The sequence below is a fragment of the Paraburkholderia acidipaludis NBRC 101816 genome (genome assembly GCF_000684975.1).
Lineage (GTDB): Bacteria > Pseudomonadota > Gammaproteobacteria > Burkholderiales > Burkholderiaceae > Paraburkholderia > Paraburkholderia acidipaludis.
Genome location: NZ_BAXZ01000013.1, coordinates 55,301 through 74,743 on the forward strand (window position 1 = coordinate 55,301; position 19,443 = coordinate 74,743).

Genomic DNA, 19,443 nt, shown 5'->3' on the forward strand with positions numbered 1-19,443 from the left:
CGCGCCCCGCAGCGAGCGTCATGCTCCGCCTGCGCTCGAAAGATCCTTGATGAGCCGCTTGCCCATGTACTTCGATCCTTCGAAGGACAGGTGGTCGCGATCGGAGTACAGGAAGGTCTGTCCCAGCCGCGCATAGCAGCGCTCGGCATCGCACAGCAGCGGGACCGGATTGAACACCTTGACCTGCGGATAGCGCGCCAGCGTCGCTTCGATCCGCGCCTGCGTGTCCGTCAACCGCCGATCGACTTTCACGCGGGAGATCGCGCAGGGCGAGCGAACGGAAAACTGCACGGGACGCCGCACGCAGGTATTGGGATCGAAATCGAGCTCGGGGGTATCGAGCACGAACACGACGGTCTTCCCGGCCGCGGTGAGTTCGCGCAAGGTCCGGTCGAGACCCGCCAGGTAGACGGACAGATTGTCCCCGCCGCCATGAGCGCCGTCCGCGGCCACGAGCTTGATGTAACCGCCCTCGTCATAGTCGAAGCCGCCCTTGATCGACGAAATGGCGTAGCTCGACAGAATCACCGTATGGATGGCGGGCGATTTGACCACGTAGCCGAGAACTTTGTCGAACAAGGCGGAGCAGTGCTTCACATAACCGCCCAGGTGAATGTCGACATCGTAGAACGGCGGGCAATTGCCGCTTCCCACCGCGAATAGCCGGGTATCGCCCCCCGCGAGCGCCGCGCGCAACCCCTCGTAGTAGTGGTTGGCGTGACTGTCGCCCAGCAGCGCAATTTCAGAGCGGCCGTCGTCGCGCGGCATCACGCAGAAGTCGGAGGCGGGAAACCGCTCTTTGCAGCCCGCCGTAAAGGCCCAGCCCGGTTGATTCGCGCCGAAAGCGGCGTCCGGAAAGCGGTCGGGCAAGCCGTCGTCGCGCGAGATGGCGTAGCTGGAAAGCCCGACGCCCATCATGACGCTAAACAGTGCGCTCGCCACGAGAACCGGATATTTGCGCGCAGGCCGGCTGAACCGGGCGGGCGCTTCGACGAATTTGAACGTCGCGTCCGAGAGCAGCACCGCAAGCGCGATGGCGAGCAGGGTCAGCGGCACGGACGGCGAGCCGCTGCTCAAGAGCCGCACGAAGACGAGGATGGGCCAATGCCACAGATAGAGCGGGTAGCTGATCAGGCCGCAGTACACGACCGGCCGCCGCGAGAGCAGCCCGCGATTGATCCACGCCGCCCCGCCGGCCCCCATGACGAGCGTGGCGCCGATAGCCGGCAACGCCGCGCGCCAGCCTGGAAAGACGACCTTGGGGTCGTAGAGCATCACGCTTGCCGCGATCAGCGCGAGTCCGGCACCCGCGAACAGATCGCGAAGACGCAGGCTCGCACCGCGAGGCATGCCGGGCAGCGCGCGTGCCGAGGAAAGCCACTGCACGCCCCTCGATTCCGCCCACGCCAGCAGCGAGCCGCACAGCAGTTCCCAGATGCGCGTGACGGGCAGATAGAACGCGGCCGTCGCATGCGAGGAGCTGAGCGCGATGCTGGCCGCAAACGACAGCAGCAGTGCCGCGACGATCAGCGCGACGGCCACGCGACGGCTTGCGTATTTCCACAGCACCCATAACGCCACGGGCCAGACAATGTAGTACTGCTCCTCAACGCCGAGCGACCATAAATGCAGCAGCGGGCTCGCCGCAGCCCCTTGCGAAAAGTAGTCCGCGGTAAGGTAAAAGTAGAGATTGGCGGCAAACAGCACGCTCGCGAGTGCATCTTTCGAAAGCTGCATCAGCTCGCCGGAAGTCATCATCAGCAGCCCCGCCGCCAGGCTCGCGAGGAGCACGATGATCAGCGCGGGATAGATACGCTTGATTCTTCGCGTGTAGAAGTCGACAAGGCTGAAGCGATCGCGCTCCAGCGTCTCGATGATATGGCGTGAAATCAGATAGCCCGAAATCGCGAAGAAAATGTCCACGCCGACGAAGCCGCCGGCCAGCCACTGCGGAAACGCGTGAAAAACGACAACCGAAGTCACCGCAACGGCGCGCAGGCCGTCGATGTCCGACCGATAACTGGTCGCGCCCTTCTCTGCTGAGCTGCTCATAGGCTGGCCACCCGTTTGCCCTCTTCCGATTCGTGCAGAAGACCGTGTGCGGCACGATCCGATGCGCTCATGTTAGCCACGCGGCCGCCGCGCACCGTTGCCTACCTCACGCAAGTGCGCCGTTTCGGGCCCGCCATGCTTTCATCGTGGTGAGGCGCACAGTCGGGCTCTCCCCGGGTCTCGCACAATGGACGCAAGCAGCCCGCTCGCGGCCGGTGCCGGCCCGCGCCTGGCGCCGCCACCGTGCCGGACGCCGCCGGCCCATCCGTCCCTCCAGGATCTCCCCATGTCCCTCCTGTCGAACGCCCTTTCACGCGATCGCAACAACTTCGACCTGGTCCGGCTGATTGCGGCGGTAACGGTCGTCTACGCCCATTCCTTCGTCGTTCAGTTGCCCGACGGCCACGAAGACCCCGTCGCAGTCCTGCTTGGCTACGACTACACGGGCAGTCTGGGCGTGTTTGCGTTCTTTCTGCTGAGCGGTTTGCTCGTCACCGCGAGCTTTGACCGGCAGCGCTCCGCCTCGCGCTTCGTCCTCCTGCGCGCGTCGCGCATCTGGCCGGCGGTTGCGGCCGCGTCGCTGTTCGCGATCTTCTTGATGGGCCCGCTCGTGACCACGCTGCCGCTCGACAAGTACTTCTCGTCGTTTCAGACCTGGAGCAATCTCGACAGCTTTTCGACCATCGTGTTCGGCAGGCGCATGCAGTTGCCGGGCGTCTTCGACCACAACCGCCAGCCCTATGCCATCTTCGGGCCCTTGTGGACACTGCCCATCGAGGTTCGTTACTACGGCGTCGTGCTGATCACGGGCATGCTGGGCCTCCTGAAAAGCCGGCGCGCCATCTTTGGCGCCGTCCTGCTGGGCACCATTCCGTTCCTCGTCTACCCGCACTTCGAACCGCATTTCTACGTCACGCTGCGCAACCTCGCGCACAAGCCCGGCGGTTACGGCTTCTTTCCCGAGCCGGTCTTCATGGCGGGCATGCTGCTCTACGCGTTTCGTGACCGTGTTCATATCAGCGGCTGGACCTGCGTCGCGCTCTGGTGCGCGTTTCTCGTCCTGCGCGGCACGCCCCTCGAATACGGCCTCTTCTATCTCGCGTTCGGCTATGCCGTGCTGTGGATCGGCACGGCTGCGCTGCTCCATCGCTTCGCACCGCGTAACGATTACTCGTTCGGGATCTATATCTACGGCTTTGCGCTCCAGCAGGTGATCGCGTGCTTCTGGCCGCATCTCGATCACATGAGTGCGTTCTTGCTGACCCTGCCCTTCGTCTTCGCGTGTGCCTGGGTATCGTGGCATTGCGTGGAAAAGCCCGCGCTAGACTGGACGCGGCACAGGCTCGCGCGCTCGCCGGCGCGGTCGCGAGGCACGACGAGACCTTCCGATACGGTGGCCGAAGTCGCTCCCCGGTGAGCGCCGGGACCGGACCGCGCAAGCAAGGCGCCGCAACTTCCCGCTCGCGTTCCCGTCATCTGTCCAACGCGCCCTGCATGGCCCGACGCCTGGCGAGCGGTGCCGGCAAGAGCATGCGCCTCGGCCGGGTGCCCGCGGGCCCGTTGTCGGCCGGCGGCGCGGGCTGCCACACCGGGCGGACCCGGGCGCGAAGCGGTACGCACAGGCTTGCGCCGGCCGCCGCCATCAGATAAAAGCACGCGCCAAGATCGAAGATCGCCGAATTCACGGAAGCGACGATCAACGCCGCGAAAACACCGTGCCGCGCCGCGTAGGCCACCGCCCGATCCGCGAACGCGTGGTGCCGCTGAATGGGCGACAGGGTGGCCTTCACGAGAAAAATCGAATAGCAGAGGGTTCCGACCACGCCCAGGCTCGCCACGACGACCATGACGAAACTGGACACGCGTATGCTCCCGATACCCACGCCGATTCCGTAGGTGTCCATAAAGTTCTGCATGGCCTGGGAATTGAATCCCGCGCGCTCCACGCCGGACTGGCTGTCCGCCTTGCTGAGAATGGTGGCGTCCACGAAATCGCTCAGCGCACTGACCACCGTCGGCATGAAGAGCACCATGTAAAGCGCCGCCAGGATACCCGCGCAGATCAGGATGACCCACATGCGCAGCTTGCGCGCGTCGGCAATCCGGGCAATCCGCCCGGGACGGCTCAAGAGCAGGACGATCAGGTAACCGCCCAGCCCAACGTAGGCGCTGCCCGAAGTCGAGAGCAGCAGCAGAAGCCCGCTGGCCGCAGCCAGCGTACCCGCGGTCTTCGGACGATAGTTCAGCAGCCAGAGATTCAGGCAGAAAGCGAAGAGCTGGAGCGTGAAGTAAGAGAACGACGAGGTTTCGCTGAAGGTGCCGCTGATCCGCACGAGCCCCCCCAGCTCCGATCCCGTCAAATCGGCGAATTGCGCGGTCTTCACGACCGAGAGCACGTCCACCCCCGCGGCATGCGAGGCCACGTCGATCACGCCGGCCATCACATCGAGCGCGGTGAGCAACAGCAACGCGTTAGCCAGCGCGCGATAGGCGCCCCGGCAACGCAGAAATACGCACATGCAGCAGTAGACGACGAGATCGCCGACGCAATAGATCGTCTGCGTGACGTTGCCCGAAACCGGCCCTAGCGGTTGCAGCAGTTCCGCCTGATTGGGGTCGACGGCGTTGCGATCGATCGTGAAGACGAGCGTGGAGCCCTGCAGCACGCGCGGCAGCGCGATCGCACCCACGACGGCCCATGCGCAGGTGCAGAACAACCAGAAGCCCGGCTTGCCGATGCCGATCGCGCCGGTGAGGGCCGCCCCGCCGCCCAGATTGAATGCACGCAGCGCAAAGAACGCGAGAAAAAGATTGGCAGGCAAAATGGCGATGCCGCCCGGCAGCGTGAGCGCGGAAGCGCACGCGAACAGCGAAAAGACCGCCATGCCGCATACGGCCCAACGATACGACGCGTTGAGCACGAGCAGCCCGGCCACGAACACGAAAATCCCGAATACCGACAGTCCCACTTGCGTCCCCCGGCTGGCTCGCCACACCCTCACAATTCGAGAATGCGCCGCGGATGGCTGATGCCTCTCAGGATGTCCGCGAATGCGAGCAGATTGCCTTTCAGCCGGCCGCGGTAATCGAAGAGCCCGTTGCCGCGCAAGCTGTGATAGAGATTCGACAGCACATGGCGCGAGACGAATTTGCAGGCCTGCTTGCGCTTCATCGTGCGTTTGCGGGCAAGGTACAGCGGATTGGCAATCTGCGAGTACCCGAAGCGCACACCCGAAGTACGGCCCTTGCTCGCCCCCAGATGCACGCCGAGACAGGACGGCTCGTAGACGACGATCCCGAACGCCCGCGCGCACGAGGTAAAGTCATAATCTTCCTGCCAGCCGTATAGCGGCAGGGCCTCGTCGAAGCGACAACGGCGGATCACCTGGTCGACGAACGCCATGTTGCATCCATACGCGCAGCCCGCTTCGCGGCGATCGGGTCCCGAGGCCCAATGCTCCTCGCGCGGCGCCTCGCCGGACAGGTAGCGCAGCGCCTCCGTCTCGCTCACGCCGCCGCGTTTCACGCCGTCGGCGAGCACCTGGCCCGTCATGCCGATCACGTTCGGGTGCGTCTCGAACAGCGCTTCGCACTGGCGCAGCCACCCGCTGTGCGGCCGGAAATCGTCGTCGAAGAAGCTCGCGAACCAGCGCTCGCCCGAGGCCTCGTCGGGGGCGTCCTTGAGCAGCGCCTCGATGGCCACGTTGCGCTGCACCGTGGAGCCGGGCGTCGCCGCAATCATCAGCTCGACGCGCGCAACGGCGAGAAGCGGATGGCCCGCGACATCCGGCAGATCGCTGCCGGAAGCGCCCACGAGATAAACGACGTCGGGCCGCGCCTCCTGGTCGAAAAGAAAGTCGAGCAGCACGCGCACTTCCGTGGGCCGCCCCTTGGTCGCCGTAATGACGTACTTCTTCATGTATCCCCCGAATGACATGAATCCTGTCGTGCTTGGACCACACGTGGACCGCACGTGGGCCGCGCGTGAACCATTCACGCGGAACGCCAGCGCGCGACCGGCGACGGCATGTCGGCATCGTCGTACCTTGCCGCCACGGCCCGCTCCACAATGCCGAGAAACTCGCGCCGAAAGCGCTCGGGCGCGAAACGTTGCGCGTTGCGCCGGCAGACCTCCGGCCGGAACGGCTCGTGGACCTCGAACCGGTCGAGTGCGTCGACGATCGACGCCACGCTTTGCTCATGGAAGAAGAGCCCCGTGGCCCAGTCCGGATCGGACGAATCGTGCACGGTCTCGCGTGCGCCGCCACGCCCATAACTGATCACCGGCGTACCGCAGGCCTGCGCCTCCACGAGCGAAATGCCGAAGTCCTCTTCGCCCGCGAATACGAATGCGCGCGCGCGCTGCATGTGATCGATCAGCACGTTGTCCGGCTGATAGCCGAGCAGCGTCACGTTCGGCGCAGCGAGCGCCTTGGCCCGCGCGAAATCCGGCCCGTCGCCGATCACGATCAGCCGGCGCCGCGGCATGGCGGCAAATGCCTCGACAATCAGCGGAATGCGCTTGTACGGCACCATGCGCGAAGCCACGAGATAGAAGTCCTCGTGAGCCGAGCCGGGCTCGAAGCGCGCCACATCCACGGGCGGATAGACCACGCTGGCGTCGCACCCATATACCTTGCGAATGCGCCGCCCGATGAATTCCGAATTGGCGACGAACGCATCCACGCCGTGCGCCGTGCGATGGTCCCAGATCCGCATGTAGTGCAGCAGGCTGCGCGCGAGCCAGCTCTTCACGCCGCGCCGTATGCCAGCTTCCTCGAGATATTGATGCTGCAGGTCCCACGCATAGCGGATCGGCGAATGCACGTAGCTCACGTGCACCTGGTTGGGGCCGGTCAATACGCCCTTGGCCACGGCGTGACTCGAAGAGATCACGAGATCGTAGCCCGAGAGATCGAACTGCTCGACGGCAAGCGGCATCAGCGGCAGGTACGAACGGAACGACGACCTGGCGCGCGGCAGGTGCTGGATGAACGAGGTCGTCGCGTGCTTGCCGCCCAACGCGCCGCGATACTGTTCCGGAAAGAAGTCGACGATGCTGAAAAGATCGGCGTCGGGCCACATCCGGATGATCTGCTCGAGCACTTTCTCGGAACCGGCATAGGACACGAGCCACTCGTGAACGATCGCCACCCGGCCGAAGCGCCGGGGATCGCCTGCGCAAACACCGCCCTGCGCAACGGATGCAACAGGTGCAGCGGGCGCGACCTGCGCTACATGAGCCATGGCGAAATCTCCTCCATCAACCTGACGGCCGTCGCGCGCCACGTGAGCGCCGCAGTCCGCTCGCGGCCACGCTCGCGCAGCGAGGCGCGCAATGTGTCGTCTGCCGTCACGCGTTCGAGCAGTCGGGCGAGTTGCGCCGGATCGTCCGGCGACGTATAGAGCACCGCGTCCGCGCATGCCTCCACCACGGAGGGCAGGCGCGAAGCGATCACGGGGCAGCCGAGCGCCAGCGCCTCGACGGGCGGCAGGCCGAAGCCTTCGTAGCGTGACGGATAGACGAAGCAGGCTGCGCGCCGGTAGAGCGAGACCAGGTCTTCGTCGCTCACGTAGCCCAGATGCTTCACGAAAGCGGGCAGCACGCCATGGGCGTCGCCGTAGACGCGCGGGTCGCCGTAGACGCGCGGGTCGCCGCCGCCCACCACCACGATGTCGAACTGCGCGTCGCGAATCAGGCGCGCCGCATCGGCAATCAGCCGGAAATTCTTGTGGCGGTTCAGGCTGCCCACCGCGAGCACGTATGGCCGGTCCGGGCACGGCACACCGGAGACGTCCGCGGCCTCGCGCATGCGCAGCATGTGCTCGCCGCTCTCCGAAACCACGCCGATCTTGTCGAGCGGAATGCGATACGCCTCGTACAATTCGCGCCGCGAAAATTCCGAAACCGTGATCACGCGCCGCGCAATGCGCCCGATTCTCGGCGCCATCAGCCGGTACCACGCCACGAACTCGCGGCTATAGCTTTCGGGCACGCGCGCCGGCGCCGCGTCGTGCAGCACCGTCACCTGACTGCCGTAGAGCAGCGGTCCCGAGTTGCAGAGATTGAGCAGCAGCGAGCCGGCGGCCGCGCGCGGCAGCGCCAGCTGTTCCCAGCGAAAGCCGCCCCCCTTGCCGCTCGCGCGCATTCGCACGTGCGCAAACGGATTGGCGAGAGCGCCCAGCGCCGCGGGCACGACGATCTCCGCCGCAACACCGGCCACGGCCGGATCGCGAGCCTCGATCAGCGCGTCGAGCGCGCGCACCGTTTCGAATGCGAAGCGATCGACGCCGGTGGCGCGGCGGCCGAGAAAGCGTCCGTTGATCACGAGCGAGCGGGTGGCGGGAGATTTCATCGGTTGGACCCCGGCTGCCAGTGTTTCGCGCGCGTTCATCCGCGCACCGCGTTGCCGTGACGCTCGGCCGGATTCGCGATATAGCGGAAAGCGAAATTGCTGACGAGTCGCGAAGGCGCGAAGCACATGAGCGTAAGGCACAGTGCGGCGAGCTTCTTGCCCGCCCCCCAGAACGGGTTGCGCACCAGCGCATGGAAGTAGCCGCTCGAATCGAACAGCAGCCAACGCCAGCGTTCGGCGATCGACGCTTCGTAAAGGCGCACGCAAAGCCGGTTTTTCTCGTACGAGAAGTCGATGAATTGCTGCGGCAGCTCTTCACCCAGATGGGTGCGCGCCATGAGGCGCAGTGTCTCCCAACGCCAGGGGAACGAATGCTCGAGTTCGCTCACGTTTTCGCAGTTGCCGATGGCGAGCCGCGCCCTCTGCTTCGCAGTGTCGTGCTGCGAGATCGTCCTGTGATGCACGCGATAGCCCCCGAGCGGTTCGGCGAGCGCGCAGACGCGCCCCGTAAGCGCGACGCCATAGATCGCGAAAAAATCGGCCGCCTTGCGATGCTGCTTCGAGAGCGGGATGGGGAACACCGAGCGCAGCGCGCTCACGCGGTAGGCGTTGCCCGAAGCCGGCGGCGAAGGGTATAGCCAGCCGCGCCGCAGGAATGCGGCGCAATCGCTCGGCGGCATCGAATTCGGCACGTGCGCCCCGGTGCGCCCCCCTTCTTCGCCAATCACGTCGAGCCGGAACTGCACCTTGACGTAGTCGCCCGCAAATGCGCGCAGCACGGCGTCGATCGCACCCGGATACAGCACATCGTCGGAATCGAGAAACAGCACATACTCGGTCTTCACGAGCGAAAGGCCCAGGTTGTAGACCGAGGACTGTCCTTCGTTTTCCTTGAAAACCCGCGTGATGCGCTCGCCGAAACGCTCGATGACCTCGCGCGAGCGATCCGTCGACCCGTCGTCGATCACCAGCACGTCCGTGCCCGCCTGGGCGAGCGCGGAGTCGATCGCCTCGCCGAGAAAGCGGGCGTAGTTGTAGTTGCCGATAACAACGGTAATCGCATTCATCGCGTCAGGCACCCGTCGCCGCGCTGTCCGAGGTATCGCTATAGCTTGCGTACCCGTAGGCTGCGTATTCGCTGCCGTACTTGCCCGGCCGCGTGGTCATGTCGTTGAAGATGACACCACGGATCGGCACGCCGATCTGTTCGAAGCGGCGCACGGACTCGCGCAGATCGGCCACGCTCGTCACGCCATGGCGCGCCACGAGAAAGACCATGCCCGCCAGATTGGCCACGATGCCCGAGTCGGCCACCGGCAGAATGGGAGGCGCGTCGATCAGCACGACGTCGTAGGCGTCATTGGCCCAATGCGCGAACTGCGTGAAATTCGGATGCCGAAGGAGTTCGCTGGCATTGGCGACGTAGCCGCCATTGGCGATGAAGTCCACGCCCGGCATGACCTGAGGGCACACCACGCTCTCGTAGGCCACGCCTTGCACGACGTCCGAAATGCCGGGGCTGGACGACACGCCCACGTGCACGTTCAGCGAGCCGCGCCTCAGGTCCGCGTCGACCAGCAGTACGCGCTTGCCCGACGCGCCGAGAAGCGCTGCGAGATTGACCGACACGAACGATTTCCCCACCACCGGCGTCGGCCCCGCAAGCAGCACGATGCGATTGTCCGCGTCGCGCAAGGCGAACTCCAGCGCGCTGTGGAAGCTGCGCAGACTCTCCACGGCCGCATCGAACGACGCGGTGTGCGCCAGCACGCTGCCCGCGCCGTGCGCGCCGAGCGACGGGCGCCGTGCGAGCGTCTGCTGCACGCGGCTGCGCGGCACCGATGCAAAGACGGGCAGCCCCGTCCCCACCTCGATCTCGTCCGCCACCGCGATGCCGCTGTTGAGCCTGCGCCTGACCAGCACGAGCGACACGCTCGCGAACAGCCCGGTCAGGAACGCCGCCACCACCACGAAGGCGCGCTTGGGCCGCACGGGGCTTTCGGGCACGGCCGCGTTGTCGATCAGCCGCACGTTCGAGACCTTCCCGGCCTTGAGGAGGCGCATCTGCTCCTTCGTATTCAGCAGGTTCGTGTAGATCGTCGTATCGACCTGCACTTCGCGCTGCAGACGCAGCACGCTTTGCTCGAGCGGCGGCAGCTGGCGGGTCTGCGCACCGAGCTCGGCGAGTGACTTCCGGGCCTCTTCGATCTGGCCGTCGATGGCGATCAGGGTGGGATTGTCCGGCGTGAAGCGCGCCATCAACTGCGCACGCTGCTGCTTCAGATCGGCGATGCGGCTTTGCGCCTGCGACGAACTCTGCAGCAAGGCCGTTGCTTCCGCGCTCAGATCCACGGCGCCGTGCTCCGAACGGAACTTGTTGAACTCGTCTTCGGCCGTTTCGAGCTGCGTCTTCAGCACCGGCAGTTGCTGGTCGAGAAAAGCGATCGACTTTTCGGCTTCCTCCTGGGTGCGCTGCACGTTCTGCCGCACATATTCGTTGCCGACCGCGTTCAGGGTCGCGCTCGTCTTCACCGGATCCGTGCCTTCCAGCACGACGCCAATCACGCCGGAGTCCTTGCCTTTTTCCGAAATCGTCAGGCCGGCCTGCAACGCCTGGACCGCGGCGAGCTGCGAAATCCGCGTCAATTCGAAGGTCGCGCCCGGATGGCCGTCGATCGCGCTCACGAGCAGATCGATCGCGCCGCCCGGCACGCTGGCCTGGAGGGGAACGCCCACCTTGCCGTGCAGATCCACCCCGTTATGCGTGAGCACGTATGCGTCGCCCCCCTTTAGCGTGAGGACGAACGGCGCGCCGTAGAGGCGCTCGGGCAGTTCGAAGTGCGCAATGGAAATGGCTTCGTTGCCCCAGGCATAGCCGCCCCAGCCCGACCAGCCCGACACGTTCAGATGGGTGGCGATCCAGCGGCCGACCACTGGAAAATAATGCGGCTGCGCCACGATATAGAGCTGCGTTGCGTCCACGGCGCGCGAAACCACCATGCGCGAGCGCAGCACCTCGATTTCCGCCGAGGCCTCCGTCTTGACGGCGAACATCGAGGAAAGGTCGGAGAGCGCGTTCTTGGTCGCGTCCTGACTGTCCTCCACCTGGATCAGGATGTCCGACTGATAGATCGCGCGCGCCAGCAAGGCATACGCCGCGCCCATGAAAGTGAAGAGCGCGGTCACGATAATGATCGTCTTGCGACTCTGGTACAGCGTGTCGAGCACACCGCCGATATGGCCGCCCTCGGGCGGCGGCGGCAGGCCGCCTCCGTCGTGCGGCCCTTCGAGCAACAGTTCACGATGATTCATGTACTCTCTCCGTCGGACCACCCGGGGCTTCCTGCAACCCGGGTGCCGCGTTATGTCCGTCAGTAACCCACCGCACGGGAGGTCGCCGCCGCCTCCGTGGACGGCAGGATCAGGTTGATGATCCGGCTCCACTTCACGAGTGCCGAAGCGTCCACGAACACCACGTCGCTCGGCGCGAGGTCGAAGGCGTCCGCCGTGGCCATCGCCGCCGGCGAAGTCGCGTCGATGTGATAGACGACCGGCTTGCCGATATCGCGCCCGCGCACGACGTATACCTGCGAAGCATCGCCGGATTGCTGGCTGATCCCGCCCGCTTCGCCCAGCGCTTCGTTCAGCGACATGCGCCCGTTGTTGAACGCCAGCGGGCCCGGACGCTGCACCTCGCCGACCACGAAGACCTGGCTGTCCGCCGCGGCGTAGACGCGCACGAGATCGCCGTCGCGCAGCACGATCCGGTCGGGATTGATCCCCTTGCGGATCATGTCCGGAAAATTCACCACGACCGTTTGATCGCCGCGCGTCACGGCCACGCGCGAGCGATCGGCCTTGTCGGTAAATCCGCCGGCCCGGTTGATCGCTTCCGGCAGCGTCATCGGCATGTCGTTGATGATCTGCACGCCGGGCGCGCGCACCTCGCCGTCGAGATACACGCGCTTGCTGCGATAGGTCTGGATTCGCACCGTGACCTGCGGCTGACGCACGTAGCGCGACAGCTTCGCGGCGAGCATGTCGCGCACCCCCATTTCCGAAAGACCGCTCACTTGCACCGGCCCTATGTAGGCATACTGAATAAAGCCGTTCTCGTCGACCGTATAGCCCGTCGCGACCGACTGCGCGCCCGACGAATCCGCTCCGCCCGCGCCGCCCGCACCCGGCATGTTGAGTTCGGGGTGATCCCATACGACGATGTTCAGCACGTCGCCCGGCCCGACCTTATAGGAAGCGGGCTTCGCGAACAGCTGCGAGACGTCGGCCGGCACGTTTTTGGGCCGCGCCGCCTGCTCCTTCTCGACCAGCTCGGGCGTGATTTCGACGAGCGAGCCGGGCGGCGGCGCGTCGGCCCCCGGCCCTTGCCCCTGCTCGTGCGCCCTGGCGGTCTGCACGGCACTGGCCGTCCCCGCGCCGCTGCCTGCGGGCATGCCGTTGAAGGCCATGCCCGGAGAGAGGGCGCAGCCGGCAAGCGCCATGACGGCCGCCGCCGAAGCCGCGCGCAGCCACGTACAAAATCCGGTCGCGCGCGATCCGGTGAAACGGTACGCGCGCCAAACGCTGCTGAGTCTCATGTCAAAACCCCCAACTTGCGTGTGGCCGTCCCGTTGCGTCCCACGCGCAACGGATCCCGGCCGGTCCGGACTGCCCGCATGCCGCACACGACGCTCGCGGCACACGGGCAGCCTTCCCTAACCTCCCGTCCAACGACTTACGACATTTCCCGCCCGACCCATCAATAAGCACCATTGCCTCTGATCACCACCACAAACGTCTTGAAGAGAATCCCGATGTCCCGGTGCAGGGACCAGTTCTTCACATAACTCACATCGAGCGACACGCGCGTTGCGTAGTCCGTGTCGCAACGCCCGCTCACCTGCCACAGCCCCGTGATCCCGGGCGTCGCCATGAGGTAGTAGCTGCGGTCGACGCCGTATCGTTCGAGTTCCTGATCGACGATGGGCCGCGGGCCGACGAGACTCATCTCGCCGCGCAGCACGTTCCAGAGCTGCGGCAACTCGTCCAGACTCGTGCGCCGCAGGAAGCGGCCGATGCGCGTCACGCGCACGTCGTGCTTGAGCTTGAACTCGCGCTCCCACTCGGCGCGCGCCGCCGGATCGCTGGCGAGCAATTCCTTGAGCACCGCCTCCGAATTGACCACCATCGAACGAAACTTCAGACAACGAAATTTCCGTCCATGTCTTCCCACCCGCGTATGGCCGTACAGCGCCGGGCCGCCGTCGCTTTTCACGATCAGCGCCAGAGCAAGCAATACCGGCAGGAGAGCCGCGATCAGGATCAGGCAGACGACAATATCGAAACCGCGCTTGACGAGACGCCGCAACGTAACCGCGTGCAGCGCGCCCTCGGGAAGCTCGGCGGGAGCACGCGTGCGATTCAGCCAGCCGCCGGCCTGATGGACCACACTGAACTGCGCGAAGAACAGCGTGTGCGAGGCGAGCAGCGAGATGCCGGTGGTGAGCGTCCAGTACAGGAACCACGGCATCAAAACCAGATGTTCGCGATGAATCGCATAGAGCAGCGCAAGCCCGCAAAGCTGCACGGCAAGCCACGCGAACGTGGTCCGGCTGGCGATGCTCATGACGGATCGGCTGCCGCGCACGGGGTAGGTCCCGCATGCGGGAAACACCGAAAGCGCCAGCGCGGCCACGAAGGCAACGAGCGTGGGATCGAACTGATGGGGCCGACCCACATCGGCAAGGTTCAGATTCAGGTGCAGCGCGCCGAAGGCGCCCAGCACGATTAGCGCGATATCGATCGCACGATGTGCCAGCTCGGACATATCCATACTCCACTGCGTCGCGGTCAATGGTTGTTGCCTGCCCCCCTTCTTCGTTTGTTACTGCATGACCGCCGCTCGTCCCGCGAAACTCATCCCGTATGGTGTAAAGCGCGTCTTCCGCGCGCCTTTCCCGATGACTTCCGCGGTACGCCCTTGCGCGAGGCCCGCTTTGATATTCCGGATCGCCATCGTCCCGGTCCGGCCGTGTACGACCTCATTCGTCGTACCTGCGCCAAACACGCCATGCTGATTGCGATGATCTGATCCACACCGCTAAGGTAAGAGGACCGTGATCGCGACTCCGTGCGCAATCCCACCAATGATCTGCAATCGACCGCGCTACGCCTTACCGCATCTTTCGCCTGAAGATCTTCTGCCGATCGCCGGCCAATTGACTGCCAACTGCCTCTTGATGCCGTCTGTGCCCTGGCCAACGGTACGCGCGCTTTCGTCGTGCCACGATGCCGCTCACCTGATCCGACCTGCCAACCATGTGCGCGTCTACGCTTCGGTCATGGGGACGCTATCCCAATGCGCCTCAATCCAGTGAACCTCTCGCGTGGCGCGACAGCATCCGCGCGCGCCTCGCCGACGCCAGCACGCGCGTCGGGACGACGCTTGCGTTCGGCAACGGCCGCAGCTATGGCGACAGCTGCCTTGCCGCGACGGACCACGTGCTGCCCATGCGCGGGCTCGCGCGCTTCATCGGTGCGGACTGGACGAACGGCGTCGTGCGCGCGGAAGCGGGCGTGACGCTCGGCGAAGTGCTCGCGCTGTCGCTGCCGCGCGGCTGGATGTTGCCCGTGACGCCCGGCACGCAGTTCGCGACGCTAGGCGGCGCCGTCGCCAACGACGTGCACGGCAAGAACCATCATGTACGCGGCACGTTCGGCTGCCACGTGCTGCGTCTTTCGCTGCTGCGCTCCGACCGGGCGCCGCTGGAATGCGCGCCCGACGAAGAAACTGCGCTCTTTCGCGCGACGATCGGCGGCCTCGGGCTGACCGGCGTGATCGAATGGGTCGAGCTTCAGTTGATGCCCGTGCAGTCGAGCCACATCGCGGTCTCGCGATTGCGCTATGCGAATCTCGACGAATTCCTCGCGCTCTCGCGCGGCCGCGACGCGACCAACGAATACGGCGTAGCCTGGGTGGATTGCCTCGCGCGCGGCGCAGCGCTCGGACGCGGCGTCTACACCTGCGGCAACCATGCGAACGACGGCGATTTCTCGCTGCCCGCGAGGCGCGTGCGCAGCGTCCCCTTCGTCATGCCGGTCTCGCCGGTCAACGCCTTCACCGTGCGACTATTCAATCAGTTGTACTACCGTCGGCAGAGGCCGGGGATCGAACTCGCGCGAATGGACCCCGCCAGCTTCTTCTACCCGCTCGACAGCATCCGCAACTGGAACCGCATCTATGGGCGGCGCGGTTTCCAGCAGCATCAGTGCGTCATTCCCGAGGCCAACGCGCGCGATGCCCTGCGCGTGATGCTGCGCACGATCTCGGCGAGCGCGAACGGCTCGTTCCTCGCGGTCCTCAAGCGCTGCGGCGCGCTGGCGTCGCCAGGACTCATTTCCTTCCCGATGCGGGGCGTCTCGCTCGCGCTCGACTTTCCCCAGGAAGAGCGCCGCAACACGGCGCTCTTCGCGCGTCTCGACGCCATCGTCGCCGAGGCGGGCGGACGCCTGTACCCGGCAAAGGATGCCCACATGAGCGGCGAACACTTTCGCACCGCCTATCCCGCCTGGCAGGAGCTCGAGCGTCTGCGCGACCCAGCCCTGATGTCGCGCTTCTGGAAACGGACCACACAGACATGACGAACATCCTGATCGTAGGCGGCTCGTCCGCCATTGCCGCCGCGTGCGCGCGCCATTGGGCCGACGAAGGCGCACGCCTCTTTCTCGCCGGCCGTCAGGCCGTCCGCCTCGAGGCCGTCGCGCAGGATCTGCGCGTGCGCAGTGCGTCGCAGGTCGGCACTTATCTGCTCGACGTGAACGACCATCACCAGCACGCAGCCATGCTCGACGCGTGCCGCGAGGCCATCGGCCCGATCGACGTCGTGCTGATCGCGCACGGCACGCTCTCCGACCAGGCGGTCTGCGAGCACGACGTGGACGCCACGGTACGCGAGTTGTCCACCAACGCCGTCTCCACGATCGCGCTGCTCACGCTCGTCGCAAGCGCATTCGAAACGCAGAAGCACGGAACGATCGCCGTGATTTCTTCGGTAGCCGGCGACCGCGGGCGCGCCTCGAACTATGTCTACGGCGCGGCCAAGGCCGCCGTCACCACGTTCTGCGAAGGACTGCGCGCACGCCTGTTCAAATCCGGCGTGCGGGTGCTGACGATCAAGCCCGGCTTCGTGGCTACGCCGATGACAGCCGGACTCTCGCTGCCGGGTCCGCTCGTCGCCTCGCCCGAGCGCGTCGCGAGCGACATCGTGCGCGCGATCGCGCAAGGCCGGGACTCGCTCTACACCCCCTGGTTCTGGAGCGGCATCATGCTGGTCATACGTTCGCTGCCTGGCTTCGTCTTCAAGAGGGTTTCGTTATGACAGCGGGGGCGCTCGGTCGCGCCTCCCTCGTGACGTGGTACGCCCTCTTCGCCCTCCTCTCGATGGCGGCGAACCTCGGCTGCCAGAAAGTCGCCTGGACGCTCTACGAAGGCGCATTCGCGATTCCTCTCTCCGTATGCGTCGGCACCGGCGTGGGGCTCATCGTCAAGTACGCCCTCGACAAGACCTGGATCTTTCGCTTCGAGCACCGCAGCGCGGCGCACGGCATCCAGACCTTTTCACGCTACGTGGCGATGGGCCTCGCGACCACGGCCATCTTCTGGGCCACGGAGTTCGGCGCCGAAGCGCTCTTCCACTCCGAACCCGCGCGCCTGACGGGCGGCGCACTGGGGCTCGTGCTGGGCTACTTCGCCAAGTATCAGCTCGACAAGCGTTTCGTCTTCGCATGAAGCGGCATCGGCACGCAATGTCCGCGACCTGGCCGCGATGCGAGAGCGAGGCGTGCGCTGGCGTACAGAGGCAAGCGCGCGCGCTCAATACGATCGGTGAATGATCTGGTTTCCGGCTGCGAGGCATCCCATGTCGAATGCGACCATTCCGTTATGCGTGGACCTGGACGGCACGCTGACGACAACCGACTTCCTGCTCGAGAGCGTGCTGGTTCTCTTCAAGCAGAATCCGCTGGCGATCTTTCTCTGCTTTGTCTGGCTGCTGCGCGGCAAGGCTTATCTGAAGGACCAGATTGCCCGGCGCGTGACGATCGACGTGGGTGTGCTGCCGTATAACCCGGCGCTCGTGGATTATCTGCGCAGCGCCCGCTCCGCCGGCCGACCGCTGTATCTGTGCACGGCGTCGAACCAGCGCTTCGCGAGCCAGGTGGCCGATCATCTGGGCTTCTTCAGCGGCGTGCTCGCGAGCAATGCAAGAATGAACCTGCGCGGCAAGGAAAAAGCCGACGCTCTCGTCGAGCAGTTCGGCGAGCACGGCTTCGACTATTGCGGCGACGCGCTGGCCGACGTGCCGGTCTGGCGCCGCGCGCGCCAGGCGATCGTGGTGGGCGACCCGCAGATTGCCGCCGCCGCGCGCAAAGTCAACGCGGAAATCGTCTTCTTCGAAATCAAGCGCCGCTGGCTCCCGCTCATACTCAAGGAAATGCGGGTCCACCAGTGGGTCAAGAATGTCCTGATCTTCGTGCCGCTTCTCACGGCGCACCGCTTCACCGATCCGCAGGCCGTGTTCGCAACGTGCGTGGCGTTCCTGTCGTTCAGCCTGGGCGCTTCGTCGGTCTATCTGCTCAACGACATGCTCGACCTCGACGCCGACCGCCGGCACGCGCGCAAGCGTAGCCGCCCGTTCGCCTCGGGCAACTTGCCGCTGTCGCTCGGCATCGTGCTGACGATCGTTCTGCTCGGCGCGGCCGGCACGCTCGCCACACTGCTGCCCTGGGAGTTCCGCGCCGTGCTCGCCGCCTATATGGCCGCGACCGTCGCCTATTCGTTCTTCCTGAAGCGCCTCACGCTCGTCGACGTCTTCACGCTGGCCTGCCTCTATACCGTGCGCGTGATCGCCGGCGGCGCATGCAACCACATCGCGCTCTCGTACTGGCTCATTCTCTTTTGCGTGCCGATTTTCCTGAGCCTCGCCATGCTCAAGCGTTACGTGGAACTCGAAGCGATCCTCAAGCAGGGCAAAACCGAAGCCGCGGGGCGCGGATACATCACCCAGGACATGTCGATCCTGCGTTCGTTCGGTACCGCGGCGGCCTATCTCGCCGTGCTGGTGCTCGCGCTGTATCTGAATTCGCCCGAACTGAAACTCCTCTACCGGCATCCGCAACTGCTCTGGGCCGTTTTCGCGCTCACGCTGTACTGGGTCAGCCGGATCTGGATGCTCGCCTTTCGCGGCCAGATGCACGACGACCCGATCGTGTTCACCTTCAAGGACCGCGCGAGCTGCAGCGTGATCGGTCTGTGCTGCGTGTGCATGGTGCTCGCGATCTAGATATTTGCGTTACCGCTTGCCGGCAACGCAAGCGTAGCGCCCGCCGAAGAACACGAGCGGCGCGCATTCGTCGAGCGAGAATGCCAGTACCTCGCCGACGAACAACGTGTGATCGCCGCACGGGTGGCGGTCAGCCATACGCAGTCCGAAGCGTGCTGCGGCACGCTCCAGCAGGACGACGCCGCCTAGCCCGTCGACTTCGGTGAAGCTCGGCGCCAGGGCGCCCTGCGGCTCTCCGGCGAAATGACGGCTGTGCGACTCCTGGTCGGCGGAGAGCACGCTCACGCCGAAGCGCTCCGCCCGCATGAGACGCTCGTGCATGCGCGCATGATGTCCGACCGACACGACGATGAGCGGCGGCCTGAGCGACCCGGACATAAAGGCATTGGCCGTCATCGCGTGCAGGCTCTCGCCGCTGCCGGTCGAGATCACGACTACGCCCGTCGCGAAGCGGCCTAGCGCCGTGCGCAAGAGACGCTCGTCGAAGGGCGGGCGGCCCTCGGCGCAAGCGGGTCCAGGCCGCGTAGCCGGATCGGCATCGGCAATGCCATCGCGCAGGGGAATGGCAGTGTGGCTCGCTGCAAGGCCGTATGCACTCATGGTCTGGTCTCCTTCCGCACTCTCGGGTGAGCGCGCTTGTATGGCGCTCGTGATTGACTTGGTATTTGGCGTTTTCTTGTTTTCGTGTCGGTATGCCA

Annotated in this window: 14 protein-coding genes and 1 pseudogene; 5 read left to right on the forward strand and 10 right to left on the reverse strand. The window is 65.5% G+C overall.

The genetic code is table 11. The features are described 5' to 3' along the window. Window positions 1-18 precede the first annotated feature (18 nt). Entirely contained in the window at window positions 19-2,052 is a 2,034-nt protein-coding gene (locus BAC01S_RS16110) for an acyltransferase family protein (protein WP_027795699.1), read from the reverse strand. Between the two features lie 286 nt (window positions 2,053-2,338). Between BAC01S_RS16110 and BAC01S_RS31490 the strand changes: the two genes are divergently transcribed. Continuing rightward, complete coding sequence (locus BAC01S_RS31490; protein ID WP_043202477.1) at window positions 2,339-3,469, forward strand: acyltransferase family protein; 1,131 nt, start codon at window positions 2,339-2,341, stop codon at window positions 3,467-3,469. 55 nt (window positions 3,470-3,524) lie between these two features. Here BAC01S_RS31490 and BAC01S_RS31495 read toward each other — a convergent pair whose 3' ends face one another. The 8 genes and pseudogenes from BAC01S_RS31495 to BAC01S_RS16155 form a co-directional block, all read right to left on the reverse strand. Then, entirely contained in the window at window positions 3,525-5,021 is a 1,497-nt protein-coding gene (locus BAC01S_RS31495; protein ID WP_052408761.1) for an O-antigen ligase family protein, read from the reverse strand. 29 nt (window positions 5,022-5,050) lie between these two features. Beyond that, entirely contained in the window at window positions 5,051-5,989 is a 939-nt protein-coding gene (locus BAC01S_RS16125; RefSeq protein ID WP_043202478.1) for a glycosyltransferase family 2 protein, read from the reverse strand. A gap of 59 nt (window positions 5,990-6,048) precedes the next feature. Then, window positions 6,049-7,299: pseudogene (locus tag BAC01S_RS16130) on the reverse strand (glycosyltransferase family 4 protein); the annotation flags it as partial. Beyond that, window positions 7,287-8,408, reverse strand: coding sequence for a glycosyltransferase family 4 protein (locus BAC01S_RS16135; protein WP_027795702.1), 1,122 nt, complete (start codon window positions 8,406-8,408; stop codon window positions 7,287-7,289). The pseudogene BAC01S_RS16130 and the gene BAC01S_RS16135, both read right to left, overlap by 13 nt. Before the next feature lie 35 nt (window positions 8,409-8,443). After that, a complete protein-coding gene (locus tag BAC01S_RS16140) occupies window positions 8,444-9,475 on the reverse strand; it encodes a glycosyltransferase family 2 protein (RefSeq protein WP_027795703.1) in 1,032 nt (343 codons plus the stop codon). A gap of 4 nt (window positions 9,476-9,479) precedes the next feature. Continuing rightward, entirely contained in the window at window positions 9,480-11,720 is a 2,241-nt protein-coding gene (locus BAC01S_RS31500; protein ID WP_052408763.1) for a GNVR domain-containing protein, read from the reverse strand. Window positions 11,721-11,779: 59 nt separating this feature from the next. Continuing rightward, on the reverse strand, window positions 11,780-13,003 hold the full coding sequence (locus BAC01S_RS16150; RefSeq protein ID WP_027795704.1) for a polysaccharide biosynthesis/export family protein: 1,224 nt from the start codon (window positions 13,001-13,003) through the stop codon (window positions 11,780-11,782). A 161-nt stretch (window positions 13,004-13,164) separates the two neighbouring features. Further along, entirely contained in the window at window positions 13,165-14,232 is a 1,068-nt protein-coding gene (locus BAC01S_RS16155) for a sugar transferase (RefSeq protein WP_027795705.1), read from the reverse strand. Between the two features lie 491 nt (window positions 14,233-14,723). Between BAC01S_RS16155 and BAC01S_RS16165 the strand changes: the two genes are divergently transcribed. The 4 genes from BAC01S_RS16165 to BAC01S_RS16180 all read left to right on the forward strand — a co-directional run bounded on the left by BAC01S_RS16165 (window position 14,724) and on the right by BAC01S_RS16180 (window position 18,745). After that, window positions 14,724-16,046 (forward strand): FAD-binding oxidoreductase, encoded by a 1,323-nt coding sequence (locus BAC01S_RS16165; protein WP_027795706.1) that lies wholly within the window; start codon window positions 14,724-14,726, stop codon window positions 16,044-16,046. Then, window positions 16,043-16,783 (forward strand): SDR family oxidoreductase, encoded by a 741-nt coding sequence (locus BAC01S_RS16170; RefSeq protein WP_027795707.1) that lies wholly within the window; start codon window positions 16,043-16,045, stop codon window positions 16,781-16,783. Before BAC01S_RS16165 ends, BAC01S_RS16170 begins: the two co-directional genes overlap by 4 nt. After that, window positions 16,780-17,193 (forward strand): GtrA family protein, encoded by a 414-nt coding sequence (locus BAC01S_RS16175; RefSeq protein WP_043202479.1) that lies wholly within the window; start codon window positions 16,780-16,782, stop codon window positions 17,191-17,193. Before BAC01S_RS16170 ends, BAC01S_RS16175 begins: the two co-directional genes overlap by 4 nt. Before the next feature lie 130 nt (window positions 17,194-17,323). Further along, a complete protein-coding gene (locus BAC01S_RS16180; protein ID WP_027795709.1) occupies window positions 17,324-18,745 on the forward strand; it encodes a UbiA family prenyltransferase in 1,422 nt (473 codons plus the stop codon). A 9-nt stretch (window positions 18,746-18,754) separates the two neighbouring features. Here the strand turns inward: BAC01S_RS16180 and BAC01S_RS16185 are convergent, their stop codons facing one another. After that, on the reverse strand, window positions 18,755-19,345 hold the full coding sequence (locus BAC01S_RS16185) for a flavin reductase family protein (RefSeq protein WP_084168611.1): 591 nt from the start codon (window positions 19,343-19,345) through the stop codon (window positions 18,755-18,757). Between the last annotated feature and the right edge of the window lie 98 nt (window positions 19,346-19,443).

Bases quoted from the DNA above. Each gene is read 5' to 3' on its own strand.
- BAC01S_RS16110 (WP_027795699.1), bottom strand. From the start codon at position 2,052: ATGAGCAGCTCAGCAGAGAAGGGCGCGACCAGTTATCGGTCGGACATC.
- BAC01S_RS31490 (WP_043202477.1), top strand. From the start codon at position 2,339: ATGTCCCTCCTGTCGAACGCCCTTTCACGCGATCGCAACAACTTCGAC.
- BAC01S_RS16125 (WP_043202478.1), bottom strand. From the start codon at position 5,989: ATGTCATTCGGGGGATACATGAAGAAGTACGTCATTACGGCGACCAAG.
- BAC01S_RS16135 (WP_027795702.1), bottom strand. From the start codon at position 8,408: ATGAAATCTCCCGCCACCCGCTCGCTCGTGATCAACGGACGCTTTCTC.
- BAC01S_RS16140 (WP_027795703.1), bottom strand. From the start codon at position 9,475: ATGAATGCGATTACCGTTGTTATCGGCAACTACAACTACGCCCGCTTT.
- BAC01S_RS31500 (WP_052408763.1), bottom strand. From the start codon at position 11,720: ATGAATCATCGTGAACTGTTGCTCGAAGGGCCGCACGACGGAGGCGGC.
- BAC01S_RS16150 (WP_027795704.1), bottom strand. From the start codon at position 13,003: ATGAGACTCAGCAGCGTTTGGCGCGCGTACCGTTTCACCGGATCGCGC.
- BAC01S_RS16155 (WP_027795705.1), bottom strand. From the start codon at position 14,232: ATGTCCGAGCTGGCACATCGTGCGATCGATATCGCGCTAATCGTGCTG.
- BAC01S_RS16165 (WP_027795706.1), top strand. From the start codon at position 14,724: ATGTGCGCGTCTACGCTTCGGTCATGGGGACGCTATCCCAATGCGCCT.
- BAC01S_RS16170 (WP_027795707.1), top strand. From the start codon at position 16,043: ATGACGAACATCCTGATCGTAGGCGGCTCGTCCGCCATTGCCGCCGCG.
- BAC01S_RS16175 (WP_043202479.1), top strand. From the start codon at position 16,780: ATGACAGCGGGGGCGCTCGGTCGCGCCTCCCTCGTGACGTGGTACGCC.
- BAC01S_RS16180 (WP_027795709.1), top strand. From the start codon at position 17,324: ATGTCGAATGCGACCATTCCGTTATGCGTGGACCTGGACGGCACGCTG.
- BAC01S_RS16185 (WP_084168611.1), bottom strand. From the start codon at position 19,345: ATGAGTGCATACGGCCTTGCAGCGAGCCACACTGCCATTCCCCTGCGC.